This is a genomic window from Staphylococcus sp. NWU MK-U1 (assembly GCF_033283505.1).
GTDB lineage: Bacteria > Bacillota > Bacilli > Staphylococcales > Staphylococcaceae > Staphylococcus > Staphylococcus haemolyticus.
Genome location: NZ_JAVSMG010000003.1, coordinates 23,331 through 40,484 on the forward strand (window position 1 = coordinate 23,331; position 17,154 = coordinate 40,484).

Below are 17,154 nucleotides of genomic sequence, written 5' to 3' on the forward strand. Positions count from 1 at the left end.
TTTGATACGAAACTCGAGCGACGGAAGAGAGGTGTCCATTCATGAATAATGATTTCAGATTCCCTAACGCTAAGCATTTCTTTAGTTGGTTAGCGTGGTTATCTATTATTGCTTTAATCGCATTAATCCTACTTAATTTAATCGTTTATAGCACATTCAAAAGTTTTAATAATTTTACTTTAGCATTTGAATTTCACCAAACAGAATTAATATTCTTAATTACTTTCTCAGTAATTGCGGTTATTAGTATTATTATGTATTTAATTTTAAAACTATTTAAACATTCATAATATGAAAAAAACAGAAAGCGGATTGGTCATCAATCCACTTTCTGTTTTTTATTTTATTTGGGTAGTGAACTATAAATGTTTGAAAATAGTGTCATCAACGATGATTTCTACATTAGGATGTTGATGCAAGATAGATGCAGGTAATGACTCAGTTGTTTCATCATTCAAGAGTTGATGAATTGCATCACGTTTACGTTCTCCAAATGCTAATAAGATGATTCGTTTCGCACGCATAATAGAATTCAATCCCATAGAAACAGCTTGTTTAGGCACATCATCAATATGATCAAAATGAACACTGTTAGCATTAATCGTTGATTCAGTTAAATCAACCACACGCGTTTCACTTTCAAAAGATGTGCCAGGCTCATTGAAGCCGATATGTCCATTTTCACCAATACCCAATAATTGAATGTCGGGTTGACCAATTTGTTTCAATTGATCCTCATAACGACGTGTCTCACGCTTTAAATCATCAACATGGCCTTGAGGAATATGAATGTTATCGGCATTCCAACTAGTATTGTGATCAAATAATAATTGATGCATATACGTATGATAACTTTGAGCATGTTCAGGTGCTAATCCTACATATTCATCTAAATTGAATGTTTGAACTTTTGCTAAATTTACTTGATTAGCCAATGCTAATTCTGAGAAGCGTGGGTAAACATCTGTCATCGTGCCACCAGTAGCAAGCCCTAATATAGCATCAGGCTTATCTTTAATTAACTTCAATAGTTCAATTGCAACATAATCACTCGCTAATTTTTTATCTACTAAGTTCGTTATCTTCATGATTTACGCCTCCAAATTAAGTAATTATTTTTGTTGGACAGCTTCTATAAAACGTTCAGTGATTTGTTTAGGACGTGTAATTGCGCCACCGACAACCGTACAATGTACGCCTAAGTCGCTTACCTTTTTATACATTTCAGGTGTAATGACATTACCTTCTGCGATAACTTTCGCGTTGACCTTTTCTAATACTTCTTTTAAAAATTCAAAATCATTTTCAAAGAGAATGTGTCCCTTTGTATAAGACGTATACCCACGTAATGTTGTGCCAATGTAATCAAAGTTTAAATGATCTGCATTGATGGCTTCTTCAACAGTTGAAATATCCGCCATGATTTCAACATGGGGTGCTTTCTCTCGAATGTAATGAACTAATTCTTCAAGGGACTCCTTAGGACGTGTTTGCGTTGTCGCGTCTAAAGCAATCACTTCACATCCACTATCTATTAGTTCATCCACCTCTTTAGAAGTTGCTGTAATAAATACATTAGAACCTTCATAATCTCGTTTTACAATTCCGATAACCGGTAGTGATACTTCTTCTCGAATCGCTAAAATATCTTCTTTAGTATTCGCACGTATACCAACCGCTCCACCTTGATAAGCTGCTAGAGCCATCTTTGACATAATAAATGATGAGTGTAATGGTTCGTCAGGTAACGCCTGACATGACACGATTAATCCATTTGGTAACATTTTTAAACACGCTCCGTCTTTTTCAAAATTGTAAATAGAAATAGTATTTGTAATTGATTCGTTTATTCATTCATATCATAACATTAAGAAAAAATTTATCAATTTATAATTGAGAATTGAAAAATATTTTCAAATATAATACAGTTTAACTAACTTATTTACGAGGTGCTGTCATGAAATTTGAAAATCGTATTCAACGAAGTCGACATTTATTAACGAAAATGGATAAAAAAATTATTGAATATATACAAACACATGAACTTGATGAAAATTTCTCTACAATTAATTCCCTAGCATATGCTATTGGGACATCACCAGCGACCATTACAAGATTTAGTGGCAAATTAAATTATGCCAACTTTCAAGATATGAAGTTTAATTTGCAACACGAAAAATCAGAAAAGGTAGTAGAAAATGCACCGCTTGTTCAGCTCATTCATCGTTATCATCAAAACATTATCCAACAAACGGGTGAATTTATTTCCGAGGAAAAGATTAAGCGTCTAGCACACAATTTAAAAACGTGTAGACAAGTCAATTTCGCAGGATTAGGAAGTTCGGGATTAACGGCAAGTGAATTTTACTATCGCACAATGCGTATGGGTATCAAAGGTTCTGTATCAACAGATGCGCACCAAATGAAGATATCAGCGTCGCTACTTTCATCACGAGATATGTTTGTCGCTATTTCAAATAGTGGAGAAACGTTAGAATTAATTGAAGCTGCGAAGATTGCTCGCAATCAAGGGGCGTATGTCGTAGTCATAACAAATTTCGAAGGTAGTGCGCTTACTAAGAATGCAGATTTAGTATTAATCACGACGGCTCAATCAAGTAACAATGATTCAAAATTCATCAACTCACAGATCGCAACACTATTTTTATTAGATATCGTGAGTTATTTATTACTGAATGACACACATATGCACCAAGTGTATCAACAAACACGAGACGTCATTTTAGGAAATGAGAAAGAATGAGTGAGGAGAGGGACAGAATTCGTTATGAATTCAGTGTCCCACTTCTATTTAGATCCAGCTGTTATTTAGTGAGTGCGCCGAATAAAGCAGCATGATTCTCTGTTTGAGTTGTTTGTATCTTAGCAATACCATAATCAGAAGGTAAATAATGATGAATTTTAGGTTCTATATATTTGAGAAGTGTTTCTCCTTGAGATGAAATACCGCCTCCGATAAGTATCAAGCTTGGATCATAAATAATTTGAATTTGAGCAATACCTTCTGCAACATAATTACTCCATTCATTGAGAATATTAAGTGCTTCTTCATTACCATCTTCTGCTAGATCAAATAATCTAGGTACATCCGTACCATGTTCAAATTGATGTTTAGTCATTAAATCTTTAAGAGCTGATGTTGAGGCACGTTGCTCAAATGTTTTACCATCTTCTTCACGATAAAGTAAGTAACCAATTTCATTGGCACGGTGACGAGAACCTTGATAAATGCCAGAAGCTTCACTGTAAAATGCGCCCCCAATACCTGTCCCCAAAGTTAAACAAAATATATTATCTTCTTCATAATGATGGAGTTTAAGTTCCCCTAACAATGCCGCATCCACATCATTATAAACAGCAATATCAGACGATAAATCTTTGAAGACTTCGAAGAATTGTGTACCGTCATAATTAGGAATGGTTGGCCCCGTATAAATAATTTGACCTAAATCTGAATCGACGACACCAGCACTTGAAATACCAATAAATGGATTTTTAAGTTGATATTGTTTCATAAATGCTGCTACTAATTGATATGTTTCATCTACAATACGCACATTAATATTATCTGGCGTTTTAATCTTTTTATAATCAATCATTTCTAAGTCATCATTAATGACTGCCACTTTAATATTTGTTCCACCTATATCTACAGCTATTTTATACATTGAGGTACCTCCTTAGTCGTCTTTATTATAACGACACTTCAAATTAAAGTAATCGTCATTATTCTTTTTTGAAAAATATTTTCATCAAATTCGCAATATTTTGTTAAATTTTTTTCAAAAGTAGTTGTTTAAGAAAATGATAGCGTTTACAATTCGAGGTGTAAATAGAAATTTATTGTAATTGAATTTATCTCAATGTTTATAAAAATGAATTTGAATAAAAATTGATTTGGAGGAACGTGACATGGAAGATAAATTAAAAGGATTATACGCCGCATTACTTGTACCTTTTGATGAACATGGACAAGTAAAAGAAGAGGGATTAAAGCAAATTACTAAAAATGCGATTGAGACTGAAAAACTTGATGGTCTATATGTGAATGGTAGTTCTGGGGAGAACTTCCTAATTAGTAAAGAACAAAAGAAACAAATTTTTAGAGTAGTGAAAGAAACTGTTGGAGACGATGTGAACTTAATTGCGCAAATTGGATCATTAGATTTAAATGAAGCGATTGAACTTGGGAAATACGCAACAGAACTAGGTTATGATGCGCTATCAGCAGTGACACCATTCTATTATCCATTCTCTTTTGAAGAAATTAAGCAATATTATTTCGACATTATCGAAGCAACACAAAACAATATGATTATTTATGCGATTCCTGACTTAACAGGTGTCAATATTAGCATCGAACAATTTGGCGAGTTATTTAATCATGAAAAAGTTGTAGGCGTGAAATACACTGCACCGAACTTCTTCTTATTAGAACGTATCCGTAAGGCATTTCCTAATAAACTCATATTATCTGGATTTGATGAAATGTTAGTGCAAGCGACAATATCAGGTGTCGATGGGGCAATTGGTTCAACATACAATGTGAATGGTCGCCGTGCACGACAAATATTTGATTTAGCACGAGAAGGCAAAATTGCTGAAGCATATCAAATACAACATGATACAAATGACATCATCGAAACGGTATTAAGTATGGGCATTTACCCAACATTAAAAGAAATATTGAAAACGCGTGGTATCGATGGCGGATTGCCTAAACGTCCATTCCGACCATTTGATGAAAGACATCGCGACGCATTGGACACATTAATTAAGAAATACGATTTATAAACAAACTAAGAATATTTAACAACAGAATATGTAACACAAGGGGTGTTGATTATGCATCAAGTCGGTTTTGGGGCATGGAACTGGGTAGCTGTTATTGGTTATCTTGTCATTATGTTATTAATTGGAGCGTACTTTACTAAAAGGGCTGGTAAAGATACGGATAGTTTCTTCACGGCAAGTGGTCGTTTGCCTTCGTGGGCCATTGGGTTCTCGATTTATGCAACGACTTTAAGTGCCATTACCTTTATGTCTACACCGGAAAAGGCATTTTTAACAGATTGGGCATACATCGCTGGTAATATTGCGATTGTCGCAATTATTCCAATTTTAATCGCATTTTATGTACCATTCTTTAAAAAGTTACGCGTAACATCAGCGTACGAATATTTAGAAGCGCGTTTTGGACCAAGTATACGTGTCATCGGTTCATTATTATTTGTCATTTTCCATTTAGGACGCATAGCGATTGTTATTTATTTACCAACATTAGCGATCACAGCGGTATCAGATATGAATCCATTCATCGTAGCTAGTTTAGTGGGTATTTTATGTATTCTTTATACTTTCTTAGGCGGATTCGAAGGCGTTGTATGGAGCGATTTTATCCAGGGTGTTATTTTACTTGGTGGCGCATTAATGATAATTATCATCGGTGCTTTTGAAATCAAAGGTGGTTTCGGCACAATTGTCAGTGATGCAATTGCCAATAAGAAGATTATTAGTGTAGATAACTGGAAATTAAATAGCGCAGCGGCAGCGATTCCGATTATCTTCCTTGGAAATATCTTTAACAACTTACACCAATATACTGCGAGTCAAGATGTTGTTCAACGTTATCAAGCATCTGACTCTATGGATGAAACGAAGAAATCGTTATGGACAAATGGTGTTTTAGCGTTAATCTCTGCACCTATTTTCTATGGAATGGGAACTATGATGTATTCTTTCTATCAACATGAACAGGTCTTGCCTAAAGGATTCAATACATCATCTATCGTGCCTTACTTCATTCTAACTGAAATGCCACCATTCGTGGGTGGATTACTGATTGCAGCTATATTTGCGGCTGCACAGTCGACGATTTCATCAAGCTTGAACTCTATCTCTGCTTGTATTTCTGAAGATATTAAACACCGTTTCTTTGGAAAAGGGGCAGATAAATCAGAAGTTAACTTTGCACGATTAGTCATTGTTGTGGCAGGCTTATTAAGCTATGGTATTTCAATTTACTTAATTGCTGCTGATTCAAACAATTTATGGGATTTATTCTTATTGATCACTGGATTATTTGGTGTACCGCTAGCTGGTATCTTTGCAGTAGGTATCTTTACGAAACGTGCGAATACATTTGGTGTCTTAGTAGGATTAATTGCAGGTGTAATCATTGCATACCTACTAAATGGCGTGGGTGGAGGTAACTCACCATTCTACGTATCAATTATTTCATTCGTTGTTGCTTTCGTCTTCGGCTATTTAGTAAGTCTTGTCGTACCATCTAAAAATGCAAAAGATATTACTGGGCTAACAATATTTGATAAAGATAAACCATCAACATATATTTCTAAAGTAGTAGAGAAAAAATAATATTTAGTATACGAGTTGGACATCATTGATTGTTCGACTCGTATTTTATATCTTTAACATTATGCTAATATAGTAATGATTATAAAAAGATAGAGGTATTATCATGAAAATATTGAAAATTGCAGGTATGTTCTTATTAGCACTACTTATCATGGTCGTTACACAAGGTATTGCATCCATCTTTAGTGATTTAATTCCATTTCTAGGTATGGGCGCTATTTTACAAGGGATTTTATATATCATTTTTGCTTTTTTAGTCGTTCGTTTATTCATTAAACGTGTATTAAAAGATCGCTTGAGCGCATATCGTATAACAACACCTAAGTTTAATAAACTCTATGTGATATTAGGTTTAAGCTTACCAATAGTAGTTTATGCCATTTATTTCATTTTTGTTCCAGGCGATTTTACTGTGCACCACTTTGGTAATTTAAATGATACATTGCACACGTTTTTCTGGGCTATCTTCGTAACAGCTATAGGTGGTGCAGTAGTCGAAGAAATGGTATGCAGAGGTTTGTTGATGGGATACATTGAGAAGAAGACGAACATTAAGATTGCCATTATTTCCACGGCAATATTTTTTGGGGCAATCCATTTATTAAATGGTGGGATAAATGTTAGTAGTTTCTTCTTATTATTAATTTGCGGTTCACTAGTAGGCATCATGTTCGGTTTGGCAACCTATAAATTCAATACCATTTGGGCGAGTATTACACTACATTTTTGTTGGAATTTATCCCAACTTTTACTTATCACTGAAAAGGAAAGTCAGTATAGTATTTGGCAATATGTCGTACATACGAACAACATAGCCATCACAGGCAATCAATTTGGCTATGAAGCATCCATTATATCTATCGCAGGATACATAGGCGTTATTCTAATTTTACTAACAATTAAACGAAAGCAAGCATAAGAAAAGGTCCAGACTTCCATAAGGGAGTTTGGACCTTAATTATTTATATCGAACGTTCATATTTTTTATTCAACTTCAAGAGCAAACTAATTATAATTATATTATTTAAGTTTTCGATTCTGTTTATTTATATAATTTTGTACGATATACTCTGACTGTGAATATATTTAATACTGATAAATAGAAAAGGAGATTTGATATGAAAAAGTTTATATTATTCATTTCAACATTAGTATTAACCCTTTCATTAGTAGGATGTTCGTCATCGTCTGAAGAAAATGATTCTAAAGATACATCAAATGATAATAAGCAGTCACAAAATAGTTCTAAACATAATGATAAGATACCTAAACATATTTTTGATAAAACAACTAAAGATCAGAAGATCTCTGAGAGTACGATAAAAAAAGATATTAAAACATATTTAGATACCGATAGAAAATTAATAGATGCAAGAGAGCCTTACGAAGAAAAGTTAGAATCTGGCGAAAAGTTGTCTAAAAAGAAAGAGCAAAAATTTAATCATATTGTAGACTTACAAGAACAAAATTTAAATAACTTTGCTAAGTACATAAAAAATAATCAGATGCCTAACAAAGAATATGAACAATACACTAAAAAGATAAGTAATTATATGATAGCAACATATCAAACAAATCAACGTGCGTTAAATTTAGATGAAGATGCATCATTAAAAGATATTTTTGATGTCAATAAAGACAAGGCGATTGCGAATGGTCGAGAACAAGCTAAAATTGAGAAATTCTTGAAAGAGAAAAATATAAAGACCATTGCATTTGATAAATAAGAATAAGCAGGACTTCGACAGAATGAAGTCCTGCTTTTATAGTGTTAATAAGTTCTCAATTCTAAATTAAGAAATATTTAAGATTAAATTGCGACAATATTTGTTATGTTAGAACTAGTTTAAGAGTTTATTGTTTAACTAAAAAATACCATAAAGTAACTTACTAGAACCATGATGCCACTCACACCATTATGAATCATATGAACCATCATGCTGTCACGAACATTTTTACGACGATGGTAAGCAAGATAGAATATCATTCCCATCATGGTATACATTAGAATTGCTACCCAATTTGAAATACCATGCTGAGAGGCAAAGATAAGTGATGATAGGATGAACGGTAACCAGAATCGTGTACGTTTAAATAATGTTTCTTTAAAAATGCCACGATAAACAAGTTCTTCTAAATAAGGTGCTACAAATGTAATTGTCAGTACGAAGACAATTAGCGGGAAGACTTGGCCCAATTGATCAGGCGTTGGTTTGGCAGCGTTCATATCACCTAATAACATTTTGTCATTTTGTGTTTGCATTGAACCTGTCGCAAATAGCATTAAATATGACATACCAATAACGATTAATCTAAGAAGTACGGCCCAACCAACATTAACTGCAATATCCTTACCTGTAAATTTTTTAGGTTTTTCATAGGTATGACGTTTGTAATAGCTTCTATCTAGCCATATTACTACAGCAGCTAGTATGAAATAAATGATGGTCACTAATGTGCAAGTTAATGTATCCATATAAATAGAAAAACTATAGATAAACATACTACTCACAATAGGAATTTGAATTAGTAGCATCCAGCCAATGAAAATAAGGGCACGTACAAACTTATTACCAGTTGGACGACGTTCTTCGGTATGTATGTGGTCTTTAGTTGAATTATCTTCATTTGAAGAAGATGTTGTATTAGAAATTGTATCCATATTCTGATGATTCATCATAATAAACCCACCTTTGTCTAGAAATATAAAATCTTGAAATGAATACTTCTATTTAAATGTAACATATATTTGACATTTATTGTAGGTAACTTCATAAAAATGCGTTATCTTAACTAAAAATTAACATTTCGAATTATATGTTTAGGAGGCTAACTATGTCTAAATATGAAATGTCACATGACCATACAACAGGAGATTTCCAAATTTCTCAAAAACCTTATTGGAAGTTGCTATTACAATCTCTATTATTAATTTGTATTTTATTTGTTGCCGAATCAATGGTTATATTTTTAGTAGAGAAGCCAAAGTACTTTTGGATTGCTATTGTAGGGGTCATTATCGCATTTCTAATTTTAAAATTAAGTAAGTTGAAGCTATTTCAATTTAGTCGAATAACTAAAAAGCAATGGCTAATCATTATCATTGGATTCATTCTTGCCAATGGTGCAGATTATATTTATTTTGAATTCATGCCTACAACAGGGAATGAAAAGGAGTTAGAGGAAAGTTACCGCAATGTACCACTGTATTTACAACTCATTGCGATAGGTATTTTAGGTCCTATCTTAGAAGAAATTATATTTAGAGGATTGTTAATTAAAGGTATATTTAGAGGTGCGCCTATAGTTGGTGGCATAGTATCTGTTATTTTATTCGCTGGCGCTCATGGCCCAAGCAACATAGGTGAATGGTTTATTTACGGCTTTTCAGGTTTCATTTTCGTTATTGCATATTTAACAACAAAACGGATCGAAATACCTATCATCATACACATGCTTGGTAATATATTAGCTACATTTCAAAATTATTTTTGGTAGAAATACTTTAATTACATAGTATATACGCAATAAAAAGCAATGCCTAAGTTTTGATAGGCATTGTTTTTTAACTTAAATATGCTCAATTTTTAAATGTTTACCGGGAAGGCTGTCTAATAAATAAGGATCATGCGTAATAATAATAAGCTGTAACTTATCCATATTTCGTAACATTTGGAGTATGATTTCTTCATTTATCACATCAAGATTCGTTGTAGCCTCGTCTAGAATTAATACTTCAGGTTCAACTAATAATGCCTTCGCAATCCATAAACGTTGGAATTGTCCGCCACTTAAGGTGCTCACTTTTTTAGGTAACAAAGATTTGTCGAGTTTACATTGTTCTATGACGCTTAACATCTTATCATCATGTTGACTTTTAGGAATATTAAAGTGTTTTAAAGGTTGTTTTAAGATCCAAGAAACTGTTTTTTTAGGATCTAATGTATTGGGATTATATTGAGGCACGTATTGAATATGTTTCAGCCAATCTTGCTGTGACACATGTCCAAGCGTCATATCTTTATAACTTACCATACCTTCATAATTATCATCTAAACCTGCAATGATTTGTGCGAGCGTAGACTTACCACTTCCACTAGTACCACTAATGATTAAATTATCAGTATCTTTAAGTTCTAAATTAAAGTTTTTAAATATCTGCTTTTCAGAAAATGATTTATTTAAAGATTTAATCTGCAACATAACGGTATCTCCTATGCGCTAATTCAATTAATTGCTGTGAGTAAGCGTGCTCGGGACGCACTAAAATATCGTTTGCTTCGCCACTTTCAATCATTTGGCCATTACGCATCACACTAATATGTGTTGCGTAATCCATAGCTAAACTTAGGTCATGCGTGATAAATAGTAATGTCATATTATGTTCTTGAACAACATGATTTAATAATTTCATTAGTTGATTTCGATTGTCAAAATCAAGTGCACTTGTCGGTTCGTCCACGATCAATAATTTAGCTTCTCTAACAATTGACATTACTAAGGCAATTCGTTGAGCCATACCACCACTCAACTGAAAAGGGTAGTCATTAAATAAATCTTCAGGATTCTCTAATCCTAAATGTCTAAATTGAGGTAGAACAAATTCGTGTTGCTGTTGTCGCGACAATTGAGTATTTAATGCATCAAATAGTGCATCAAAATGTTTTCGAATACGTACATTTTGGAAGAAATTACTATTAGTATCTTGGAACATGGCATCGGTATTATTTAAATCAATAGCAATTTGACCTTGATACTTTAGATGAGGATGACGCATATTCAAAACTGTACGTGCTAATAAAGATTTACCACTGCCACTCTCTCCAACTAAACAATGAAAGCTACCCTCTGTAACAGTTAAATCTACTTGATTCAACAATGCATGATTTCCGTCATAAACGGAGACATTCTTCAAATGTAGTAAAGCATTTATTGAGTGAATCGACGATTGAGTATTTGACATATGAGCGCGAACCCTCCTAACAATATTCCTGGAAAGAAGAATAACCAAGGTGCTGAGTAAAAGTAGCTCTTACCGTCGTAGAGTATGGCACCTAATTCAGGCAATGGTGGTTTTACTCCTAATCCAATAAAAGCTAATCCTGAAATACTAAGCATTAATTTTCCAAAATCGGCAGTAATGAGTGCAGTCACGTTACGTATAAGATGTGGAATAATATGATGTACTGTCGTTTGTGTCTTTGTTAAACCACTTAATGACGCAAATTTAACGAACGGTTGTGTTTGAACATCACGAGCCAAATTTCTGAAATAACGTAAATAGCGTCCTAACCACCCAATCATCAAGGCCAAACATAAACCTACAATTGAGTTATTAATAAAACCTAATACGACAAGTGCGATAATAATAGATGGTAAAGCAATTAACATATCAGCAAATGCCATTAATAATGCATCTAACCAACGACCAATTAGTGCAGCTGCTAGACCTAATATTAGTCCTAATATTACGGTCCCAACTATAATGAGCGTCGTTAAACCAAGTGTAACCATGCTACCAACAAATAGGCGAGTGAAGAAGTCACGTCCTAAATGGTCAGTGCCTAATAGATGATGAAGGCTTGGAGGTAAAAGTGCTTCCGATTGATGAATCATGTTTGCTTTGTCATAAAGCAGAAAAGCAAGTATAACGAATATGATTGCAATAATAGGCCATATCCAATGTTTAATCTTCATAAGCTATTCGGCCTCCTGACTTTTTTGACATTCTTAGACGTGGGTCACTTTTCTCAAGTAAAACATCACCGAAGAAATTGAGCACCATTATAAAGGTAATAATCATCATTAAAATGCCTAAAATAACAGGGTAGTCACGTAAATTAATACTATTGATTAATAACTTACCTAATCCAGAAATACTAAAAATAACTTCTAAAATAATCACTCGGCTAAATAAATGAATAAAATTATTAATGGTGATTGTCATGAGTGGTGCCAAAATTTCTTTTACTTGTACATAGATACGATCTTTTAATTTAAATTGTCGTAATTGAGCTAATTGGAAAGGTTGGCTTTGTAATGTACTTTCAAAAAGATGACTGCTTAACAACAACATATGACTCCCTTCTACAAGGACGAGTATGACAATCGGAAGAACAAAATATTGCCAACTATTACTTCCTACGAAAGGGAATAGATGCCATTTCACACCAAAGTAATAAATGAAAATAATCGCTAGCCAATATTCTGGTAATGATGTAACTACTTGGGCAATACGAGTTATTACGACTGACCACTTTTTTCGTGAATGATTGCCACATAAATAACCAATTACGTAACTTATAGGAAACAGTATGAGAGCTGAACCGAATATTAATTTAATGGTTGGGACAATTGCCTGGGAAATACGTTCTGTTACGGGTTCACCATTACTAAAACTCGTACCAAGGTCGCCTGTAAAGACATTGCCTAACCATTGGACATATCGAACTGGCATTGCCTGACTTAAACCAAGTTTATCTTGAGCCATTTTAATACGTTCAGGCGTGATTTGTGCAACACCATGTTCTTGTATGTATTGAACGGCAGGGTTACCGGTTGTATTCTCTAAAAGAAGAAATAATACAAAGGAAATGATGATTAAATAGATGAGTAGTCTGATGAAATGTTTTACAATGTTAGTCATTATTAGACACCTTCAACTTATCGTAATTTATTGGTGCATCTGTTTGTCCTGAGAACTCGAATTGTCTGATTTTAGGACTTGTCACAAAGGTCTCATTAGGATATGAAATAGGAACTATGAGATATTGCTGATCAATATAAGACGATAGTTTATTAAATGCGCGTTGTCGGTCATGCATGTTGATAATCGTCGGAAATTGCTTAATCATAGATGTTAAGGTTGTATCGTTTGCGAATACGCCAGGGCGTGAGCCATCTTGTTTAAAACGTGCATTCAAGAAATTGTATGGCATTAGCGCATTTGTATATGTACGATAATAAATGAGATCAAAATCTTTACGCACCGTTAAAGTTTCATAATACGTTTGCGAATCTAAAATATTAATATCGAGTTTAATTCCTACTTTTTTAAGGTCTTGCTGCATGATTTCAGCTTTCGTCTTCCATTCTGGAAATTCATCCGTTTGGAGTGCGAGTTTAAGTGAAAGTATGTGACCATCCTTTTCGAAATAACCATCATTATTCATCTTATAACCTAAAGAGCGGATTAACGATTTAGAAGTCGAAGGCGAGTAAACATGGTCAGGTTGATTGTGAGCATTAACGTATTGAACATTCTGTTGAAATAGACCCTTCAGTTTCTTATCTGACGATAGGTCGTCTGTGTTAATCGCTTTACTAATCGCCTCTCGCATTGTCTTATCTTGTAAGATTTTATGCTGTGGATTAAATCCCATAAATTGCGTTTCTGTACTTGGCGACGTATGTACTGATAGTGCTTTGTTTCTATAAGATTCTTTCACTTGTTGTGGTGTCATCTGACCTAATGAACCACCTGTAATATCAATAGAGTGACTCTCAATCGCTAAGTGTCTTGAATCACTATCTTCTATAGATTGGAAAGTTAGATTGTAATTAAGTGGATGGCCATTGCGATAATATGTATTAGGTTTAAAACTCACAGTTTCATTTGTAGAATCTGCTACTTTGAATGGACCTGTGCCAATTGCTTTTTCAAATTTACCAGTTGTATTGCCACCTTTAACAGCGTGTGGACTCATAATGCGAAGCGGTCTAACTTGAGACAATTCATTTAATACTTGGTTTGACGGTGATTTTAACTCAATCTCAACAGTGTGTTTATCTTTTATTGTTATTGATTTTAATTTATCTAACGTTTCCATAGGGTCAGTTGTATCCGTTGCCTTCGCACGTTCAATTGAGAATTTAACAGCCGATGCATCAAAATCAGACCCATCATTGAATTTTACATTCTTCTTTAAATGAAATAGGTAGTGTTTACCGTCTTCTGAAGCTTCCCAAGATGTAGCAAGACCTGGTTCAATCTTGCCATTTTTACCATAAGTTACAAGCGGTTGATAGATAGCATTGTACACAGGCATAGGCGCATCAAAGCCTTGTGCATCTAGTTGATTTGTATTAAATTCACGAGGTAGTGAGACTTTAACCTCTTTGTTGTCATTATGATGCTGAGCACAACCACTTAACATAAGCATCGCGCACATAGAAAGTGAATAGAATATGCGCTTTTTCAATGTTTTACCTTCTTTCCATTGTATTCATCATTATTTTTTATAATAGCGTTTAGTTATTGGAAAATATTTTTCCATCAATAGACATTATTATATGATACACCCTATACAAATTCTTTGAAATGATAAATTTGTGAATAGATACGTAGAAGTTTTTCAATTTTGAAAATAAAAAAAGAGGGTGGGGACCCTCTTTTTAATGTGTTTCTCCTAGTGCAACTTTGGCGTCGTCTTCTTTAGAAATGGCTTTAATAGCGGCTGTTAAACCTTTCGCAATTGTTTCAATAGACATCGAAGGTTTCTCAGTCTTATCTGTCACTTGTTCAGGGATAAATGGTACATGAATAAAACCGAATAATAACCCTGGATAAGACTTGTCAGCGAGATAACCTAATTGGTATAAGACATGGTTACAAACAAATGTGCCTGCTGTATTCGATAAGCTTGCAGGGACGCCTGCTGCTTTAATCGCTTCCGTCATCGTTTTAACAGGTAAGTTTGAGAAGTAGGCAGGTGCGCCATCTTCTTGAATGGCCACATCAATAGGCTGATTACCTTTGTTGTCAGGAATACGTGCATCGTCGATATTGATACCTACACGCTCAGGAGTAAGGTCATAACGACCTCCAGCTTGACCAATAGACAAGACCACATCGTAATTGCCATTTGCTAACTCTTTATCAATAACGTCTTTAGATTCATGAAAGACGGTTGGAATTTCTAACTTTGAAATGGTATGTTCGCCAATCGTATTCTCCAATTGCTTTACCGCCTCTAATGCAGGATTTATCTTTTCACCGCCAAATGGATCAAATGCTGTAACTAAAATTTTCATTATTCATTTCCTCCTTAGAATTTTTTAAAATGCCCAGAAATACATTAGAGCGATGTGAATTACTATAAGTGCTAATGCTATAGGAGCTTGTGCTTTAATAACGCCAAATTCTTGTTTCATCTCAAGTAGTGCAACTGGTAATGTGTTGAAATTTGCTGCCATAGGTGTAAGTAATGTACCACAGAAACCACCAGTCATGGCAAGCGCACCTGCAACGATTGGATCGCCACCTTGTGCAATAACGAATGGAATACCAATACTTGCTGTTATAACAGTAAATGCTGCGAAAGCATTTCCCATAAGCATTGTAAAAAGAACCATACCTAATATATAAGCAATTGCGCCTATTAAATGGTTGCCCTCAGGTAAAAATGAAGAGATACCTTTTGAAATGACTTGACCCACGCCACTTGCAGTAAAGAGTACACCAAGTGCAGCTAAGAATTGTGGTAATATACCTGTCGTTCCAACTTGTTGCGTTAATCGGTCACTGTCATACAATGTGTAAGATAATTTTGGCTTGATAATGAGTAGTGCTGCGATTAATCCCACAATTGATGAAATACCTAAACCGATGGCACCGCCAAGTGGAGTCCAGTTTGAAACAACTACTGCTACCACAGCTAAGACAATTGCAGGAATAAAAAGTTTATTTCCATATTTAGCAGAACCTTTTTCAACTTCTTTATCATTAACATCGATAATATTTTTAATTTTCACTTGTCTGAAAAGTGTTAACGCACCCATTGCTAAAACTAGAAGACCATTAATTGCATCTGGTATGTAAGGACCACCTATAAATAAAATAGCTAAAATGGTCCAAAATGCTGCTGTACCTAAACTTTTAGATTTATCTTGTGAACGTAAAGCGCGATAAGCTGTATATAAAAATTGAAGTCCAATCAGTATGTAAAATATTTCTAAAATATGGTTTAAAGTTGCTTCACTCATGATTTTTCACCTCATTATTTCCATATTTTTTATTAAAGTAACGATCGAGTAAAATATTTTTAATCCAAACTAAAATAAGTGTGATGATAGCAACAGGAATTGAAGCGAGCACTAAACTCATTGCATTCACTTTGATGTCTAAAGATTGGAAAGTCCCAACCATCAATAACACACCAGCAGCACCAACAAATAAGTTTTGTCCAAAGAAATTACCATAATTTTCCATGGCAGATGCTTCGGCTTTTAGTTTTTCAATATCTTTCTCATCGATGTCTTTATCAGTAAGATTGTAACGTGTTCGAAGTGCACCTTGAACCATAGGGTTAATTAAAGGTCGAACAAATTGAGGATGGCCACCGATACGTATTGATGCTACGCCAGCGATTTCACGAATAATTAAATATAAAGTAAGAAGGCGACCGGTTGTTATTTTCTTAACGTTACTAATTAGTTTAGAAGCTTGTTGCTTCAAACCAAAACGTTCAATTAAACCGACCATAGGAAGTGTAAGCATAAATAATGTTACAAGACGTTGATCTACAAAGGCTTTTCCAAGTGTTGAAAGTACTTCAACGATATCCATACCGGCAACTAAACCAGTGACTACTGCTGCAATTAAAATAATTGCGATAGTGTCAAACTTAAGAATGAAGCCGATGATTATGATTAAAATACCAATCAATTTAATCCATTCCATAAAAACACTCCTTAACAGTTATTCAAATTAACCTTTAATATTTAATTGATGAGATTCAGAGATATAGTTAATAT

Annotated in this window: 19 protein-coding genes; 7 read left to right on the forward strand and 12 right to left on the reverse strand. The window is 34.1% G+C overall.

Annotated features, from left to right (window positions below):
- Nucleotides 1-41 precede the first annotated feature (41 nt).
- A complete protein-coding gene (locus tag SBL16_RS05650; protein ID WP_037550762.1) occupies nt 42-290 on the forward strand; it encodes a hypothetical protein in 249 nt (82 codons plus the stop codon).
- A 69-nt stretch (nt 291-359) separates the two neighbouring features.
- Here the strand turns inward: SBL16_RS05650 and nagB are convergent, their stop codons facing one another.
- Both nagB and SBL16_RS05660 read right to left on the reverse strand, forming a co-directional pair.
- A complete protein-coding gene (gene nagB, locus SBL16_RS05655) occupies nt 360-1,088 on the reverse strand; it encodes a glucosamine-6-phosphate deaminase (RefSeq protein WP_107612500.1) in 729 nt (242 codons plus the stop codon).
- Between the two features lie 24 nt (nt 1,089-1,112).
- Complete coding sequence (locus SBL16_RS05660; protein ID WP_107612498.1) at nt 1,113-1,784, reverse strand: N-acetylmannosamine-6-phosphate 2-epimerase; 672 nt, start codon at nt 1,782-1,784, stop codon at nt 1,113-1,115.
- A gap of 173 nt (nt 1,785-1,957) precedes the next feature.
- Here SBL16_RS05660 and SBL16_RS05665 point away from each other — a divergent pair, with 173 nt between their 5' ends.
- Nucleotides 1,958-2,764: a MurR/RpiR family transcriptional regulator gene (locus tag SBL16_RS05665; RefSeq protein WP_037550756.1), complete on the forward strand. Its 807-nt coding sequence runs from the start codon at nt 1,958-1,960 to the stop codon at nt 2,762-2,764.
- A gap of 61 nt (nt 2,765-2,825) precedes the next feature.
- Here the strand turns inward: SBL16_RS05665 and SBL16_RS05670 are convergent, their stop codons facing one another.
- Nucleotides 2,826-3,689 carry an ROK family protein gene (locus SBL16_RS05670; RefSeq protein WP_107612496.1) on the reverse strand — a complete coding sequence of 288 codons (864 nt, stop codon included), beginning with the start codon at nt 3,687-3,689 and terminating at the stop codon, nt 2,826-2,828.
- A gap of 244 nt (nt 3,690-3,933) precedes the next feature.
- Here SBL16_RS05670 and SBL16_RS05675 point away from each other — a divergent pair, with 244 nt between their 5' ends.
- The 4 genes from SBL16_RS05675 (at nt 3,934) to SBL16_RS05690 (ending at nt 8,126) form a co-directional block, all read left to right on the forward strand.
- Nucleotides 3,934-4,815, forward strand: a complete 882-nt coding sequence (locus SBL16_RS05675) for an N-acetylneuraminate lyase (protein ID WP_107612494.1) — start codon at nt 3,934-3,936, stop codon at nt 4,813-4,815.
- A 51-nt stretch (nt 4,816-4,866) separates the two neighbouring features.
- Complete coding sequence (locus SBL16_RS05680) at nt 4,867-6,399, forward strand: sodium:solute symporter (RefSeq protein ID WP_107612492.1); 1,533 nt, start codon at nt 4,867-4,869, stop codon at nt 6,397-6,399.
- A 103-nt stretch (nt 6,400-6,502) separates the two neighbouring features.
- On the forward strand, nt 6,503-7,318 hold the full coding sequence (locus SBL16_RS05685; protein ID WP_107612490.1) for a CPBP family intramembrane glutamic endopeptidase: 816 nt from the start codon (nt 6,503-6,505) through the stop codon (nt 7,316-7,318).
- A gap of 199 nt (nt 7,319-7,517) precedes the next feature.
- Nucleotides 7,518-8,126: an NDxxF motif lipoprotein gene (locus SBL16_RS05690; RefSeq protein WP_107612488.1), complete on the forward strand. Its 609-nt coding sequence runs from the start codon at nt 7,518-7,520 to the stop codon at nt 8,124-8,126.
- 134 nt (nt 8,127-8,260) lie between these two features.
- Here SBL16_RS05690 and SBL16_RS05695 read toward each other — a convergent pair whose 3' ends face one another.
- The gene (locus tag SBL16_RS05695; protein ID WP_107612486.1) at nt 8,261-9,079 is read right to left on the reverse strand and encodes a CPBP family intramembrane glutamic endopeptidase; all 819 of its coding nucleotides are present in this window, start codon (nt 9,077-9,079) and stop codon (nt 8,261-8,263) included.
- A gap of 155 nt (nt 9,080-9,234) precedes the next feature.
- On the opposite strand from SBL16_RS05695, the gene SBL16_RS05700 reads away from it, so the two are divergent.
- Nucleotides 9,235-9,897 carry a CPBP family intramembrane glutamic endopeptidase gene (locus tag SBL16_RS05700; RefSeq protein WP_107612484.1) on the forward strand — a complete coding sequence of 221 codons (663 nt, stop codon included), beginning with the start codon at nt 9,235-9,237 and terminating at the stop codon, nt 9,895-9,897.
- A gap of 72 nt (nt 9,898-9,969) precedes the next feature.
- Here the strand turns inward: SBL16_RS05700 and SBL16_RS05705 are convergent, their stop codons facing one another.
- From SBL16_RS05705 to SBL16_RS05740, 8 genes are all read right to left on the reverse strand, one after another.
- Nucleotides 9,970-10,602: an ATP-binding cassette domain-containing protein gene (locus tag SBL16_RS05705; protein ID WP_107612482.1), complete on the reverse strand. Its 633-nt coding sequence runs from the start codon at nt 10,600-10,602 to the stop codon at nt 9,970-9,972.
- Nucleotides 10,589-11,362, reverse strand: coding sequence for an ATP-binding cassette domain-containing protein (locus SBL16_RS05710; RefSeq protein ID WP_107612480.1), 774 nt, complete (start codon nt 11,360-11,362; stop codon nt 10,589-10,591). The genes SBL16_RS05705 and SBL16_RS05710 overlap by 14 nt, the downstream gene beginning before the upstream one ends.
- Nucleotides 11,329-12,096 carry an ABC transporter permease gene (locus SBL16_RS05715; protein WP_107612477.1) on the reverse strand — a complete coding sequence of 256 codons (768 nt, stop codon included), beginning with the start codon at nt 12,094-12,096 and terminating at the stop codon, nt 11,329-11,331. The genes SBL16_RS05710 and SBL16_RS05715 overlap by 34 nt, the downstream gene beginning before the upstream one ends.
- Nucleotides 12,086-13,045, reverse strand: a complete 960-nt coding sequence (locus tag SBL16_RS05720; RefSeq protein ID WP_107634595.1) for an ABC transporter permease — start codon at nt 13,043-13,045, stop codon at nt 12,086-12,088. Before SBL16_RS05720 ends, SBL16_RS05715 begins: the two co-directional genes overlap by 11 nt.
- Nucleotides 13,038-14,600 (reverse strand): ABC transporter substrate-binding protein, encoded by a 1,563-nt coding sequence (locus SBL16_RS05725; protein ID WP_107612473.1) that lies wholly within the window; start codon nt 14,598-14,600, stop codon nt 13,038-13,040. Before SBL16_RS05725 ends, SBL16_RS05720 begins: the two co-directional genes overlap by 8 nt.
- A gap of 193 nt (nt 14,601-14,793) precedes the next feature.
- Nucleotides 14,794-15,432, reverse strand: coding sequence for a pyroglutamyl-peptidase I (pcp, locus tag SBL16_RS05730; protein ID WP_107612471.1), 639 nt, complete (start codon nt 15,430-15,432; stop codon nt 14,794-14,796).
- Nucleotides 15,433-15,456: 24 nt separating this feature from the next.
- Nucleotides 15,457-16,383, reverse strand: coding sequence for a DUF979 domain-containing protein (locus tag SBL16_RS05735; protein WP_011274623.1), 927 nt, complete (start codon nt 16,381-16,383; stop codon nt 15,457-15,459).
- The gene (locus tag SBL16_RS05740; protein ID WP_011274624.1) at nt 16,376-17,080 is read right to left on the reverse strand and encodes a DUF969 domain-containing protein; all 705 of its coding nucleotides are present in this window, start codon (nt 17,078-17,080) and stop codon (nt 16,376-16,378) included. The genes SBL16_RS05735 and SBL16_RS05740 overlap by 8 nt, the downstream gene beginning before the upstream one ends.
- Between the last annotated feature and the right edge of the window lie 74 nt (nt 17,081-17,154).

What these genes read in the sequence shown, in the direction of transcription:
- SBL16_RS05650 (WP_037550762.1), top strand. Translation starts at nt 42, where the DNA reads ATGAATAATGATTTCAGATTCCCTAACGCTAAGCATTTCTTTAGTTGG.
- nagB (WP_107612500.1), bottom strand. Translation starts at nt 1,088, where the DNA reads ATGAAGATAACGAACTTAGTAGATAAAAAATTAGCGAGTGATTATGTT.
- SBL16_RS05660 (WP_107612498.1), bottom strand. Translation starts at nt 1,784, where the DNA reads ATGTTACCAAATGGATTAATCGTGTCATGTCAGGCGTTACCTGACGAA.
- SBL16_RS05665 (WP_037550756.1), top strand. Translation starts at nt 1,958, where the DNA reads ATGAAATTTGAAAATCGTATTCAACGAAGTCGACATTTATTAACGAAA.
- SBL16_RS05670 (WP_107612496.1), bottom strand. Translation starts at nt 3,689, where the DNA reads ATGTATAAAATAGCTGTAGATATAGGTGGAACAAATATTAAAGTGGCA.
- SBL16_RS05675 (WP_107612494.1), top strand. Translation starts at nt 3,934, where the DNA reads ATGGAAGATAAATTAAAAGGATTATACGCCGCATTACTTGTACCTTTT.
- SBL16_RS05680 (WP_107612492.1), top strand. Translation starts at nt 4,867, where the DNA reads ATGCATCAAGTCGGTTTTGGGGCATGGAACTGGGTAGCTGTTATTGGT.
- SBL16_RS05685 (WP_107612490.1), top strand. Translation starts at nt 6,503, where the DNA reads ATGAAAATATTGAAAATTGCAGGTATGTTCTTATTAGCACTACTTATC.
- SBL16_RS05690 (WP_107612488.1), top strand. Translation starts at nt 7,518, where the DNA reads ATGAAAAAGTTTATATTATTCATTTCAACATTAGTATTAACCCTTTCA.
- SBL16_RS05695 (WP_107612486.1), bottom strand. Translation starts at nt 9,079, where the DNA reads ATGATGAATCATCAGAATATGGATACAATTTCTAATACAACATCTTCT.
- SBL16_RS05700 (WP_107612484.1), top strand. Translation starts at nt 9,235, where the DNA reads ATGTCTAAATATGAAATGTCACATGACCATACAACAGGAGATTTCCAA.
- SBL16_RS05705 (WP_107612482.1), bottom strand. Translation starts at nt 10,602, where the DNA reads ATGTTGCAGATTAAATCTTTAAATAAATCATTTTCTGAAAAGCAGATA.
- SBL16_RS05710 (WP_107612480.1), bottom strand. Translation starts at nt 11,362, where the DNA reads ATGTCAAATACTCAATCGTCGATTCACTCAATAAATGCTTTACTACAT.
- SBL16_RS05715 (WP_107612477.1), bottom strand. Translation starts at nt 12,096, where the DNA reads ATGAAGATTAAACATTGGATATGGCCTATTATTGCAATCATATTCGTT.
- SBL16_RS05720 (WP_107634595.1), bottom strand. Translation starts at nt 13,045, where the DNA reads ATGACTAACATTGTAAAACATTTCATCAGACTACTCATCTATTTAATC.
- pcp (WP_107612471.1), bottom strand. Translation starts at nt 15,432, where the DNA reads ATGAAAATTTTAGTTACAGCATTTGATCCATTTGGCGGTGAAAAGATA.
- SBL16_RS05735 (WP_011274623.1), bottom strand. Translation starts at nt 16,383, where the DNA reads ATGAGTGAAGCAACTTTAAACCATATTTTAGAAATATTTTACATACTG.
- SBL16_RS05740 (WP_011274624.1), bottom strand. Translation starts at nt 17,080, where the DNA reads ATGGAATGGATTAAATTGATTGGTATTTTAATCATAATCATCGGCTTC.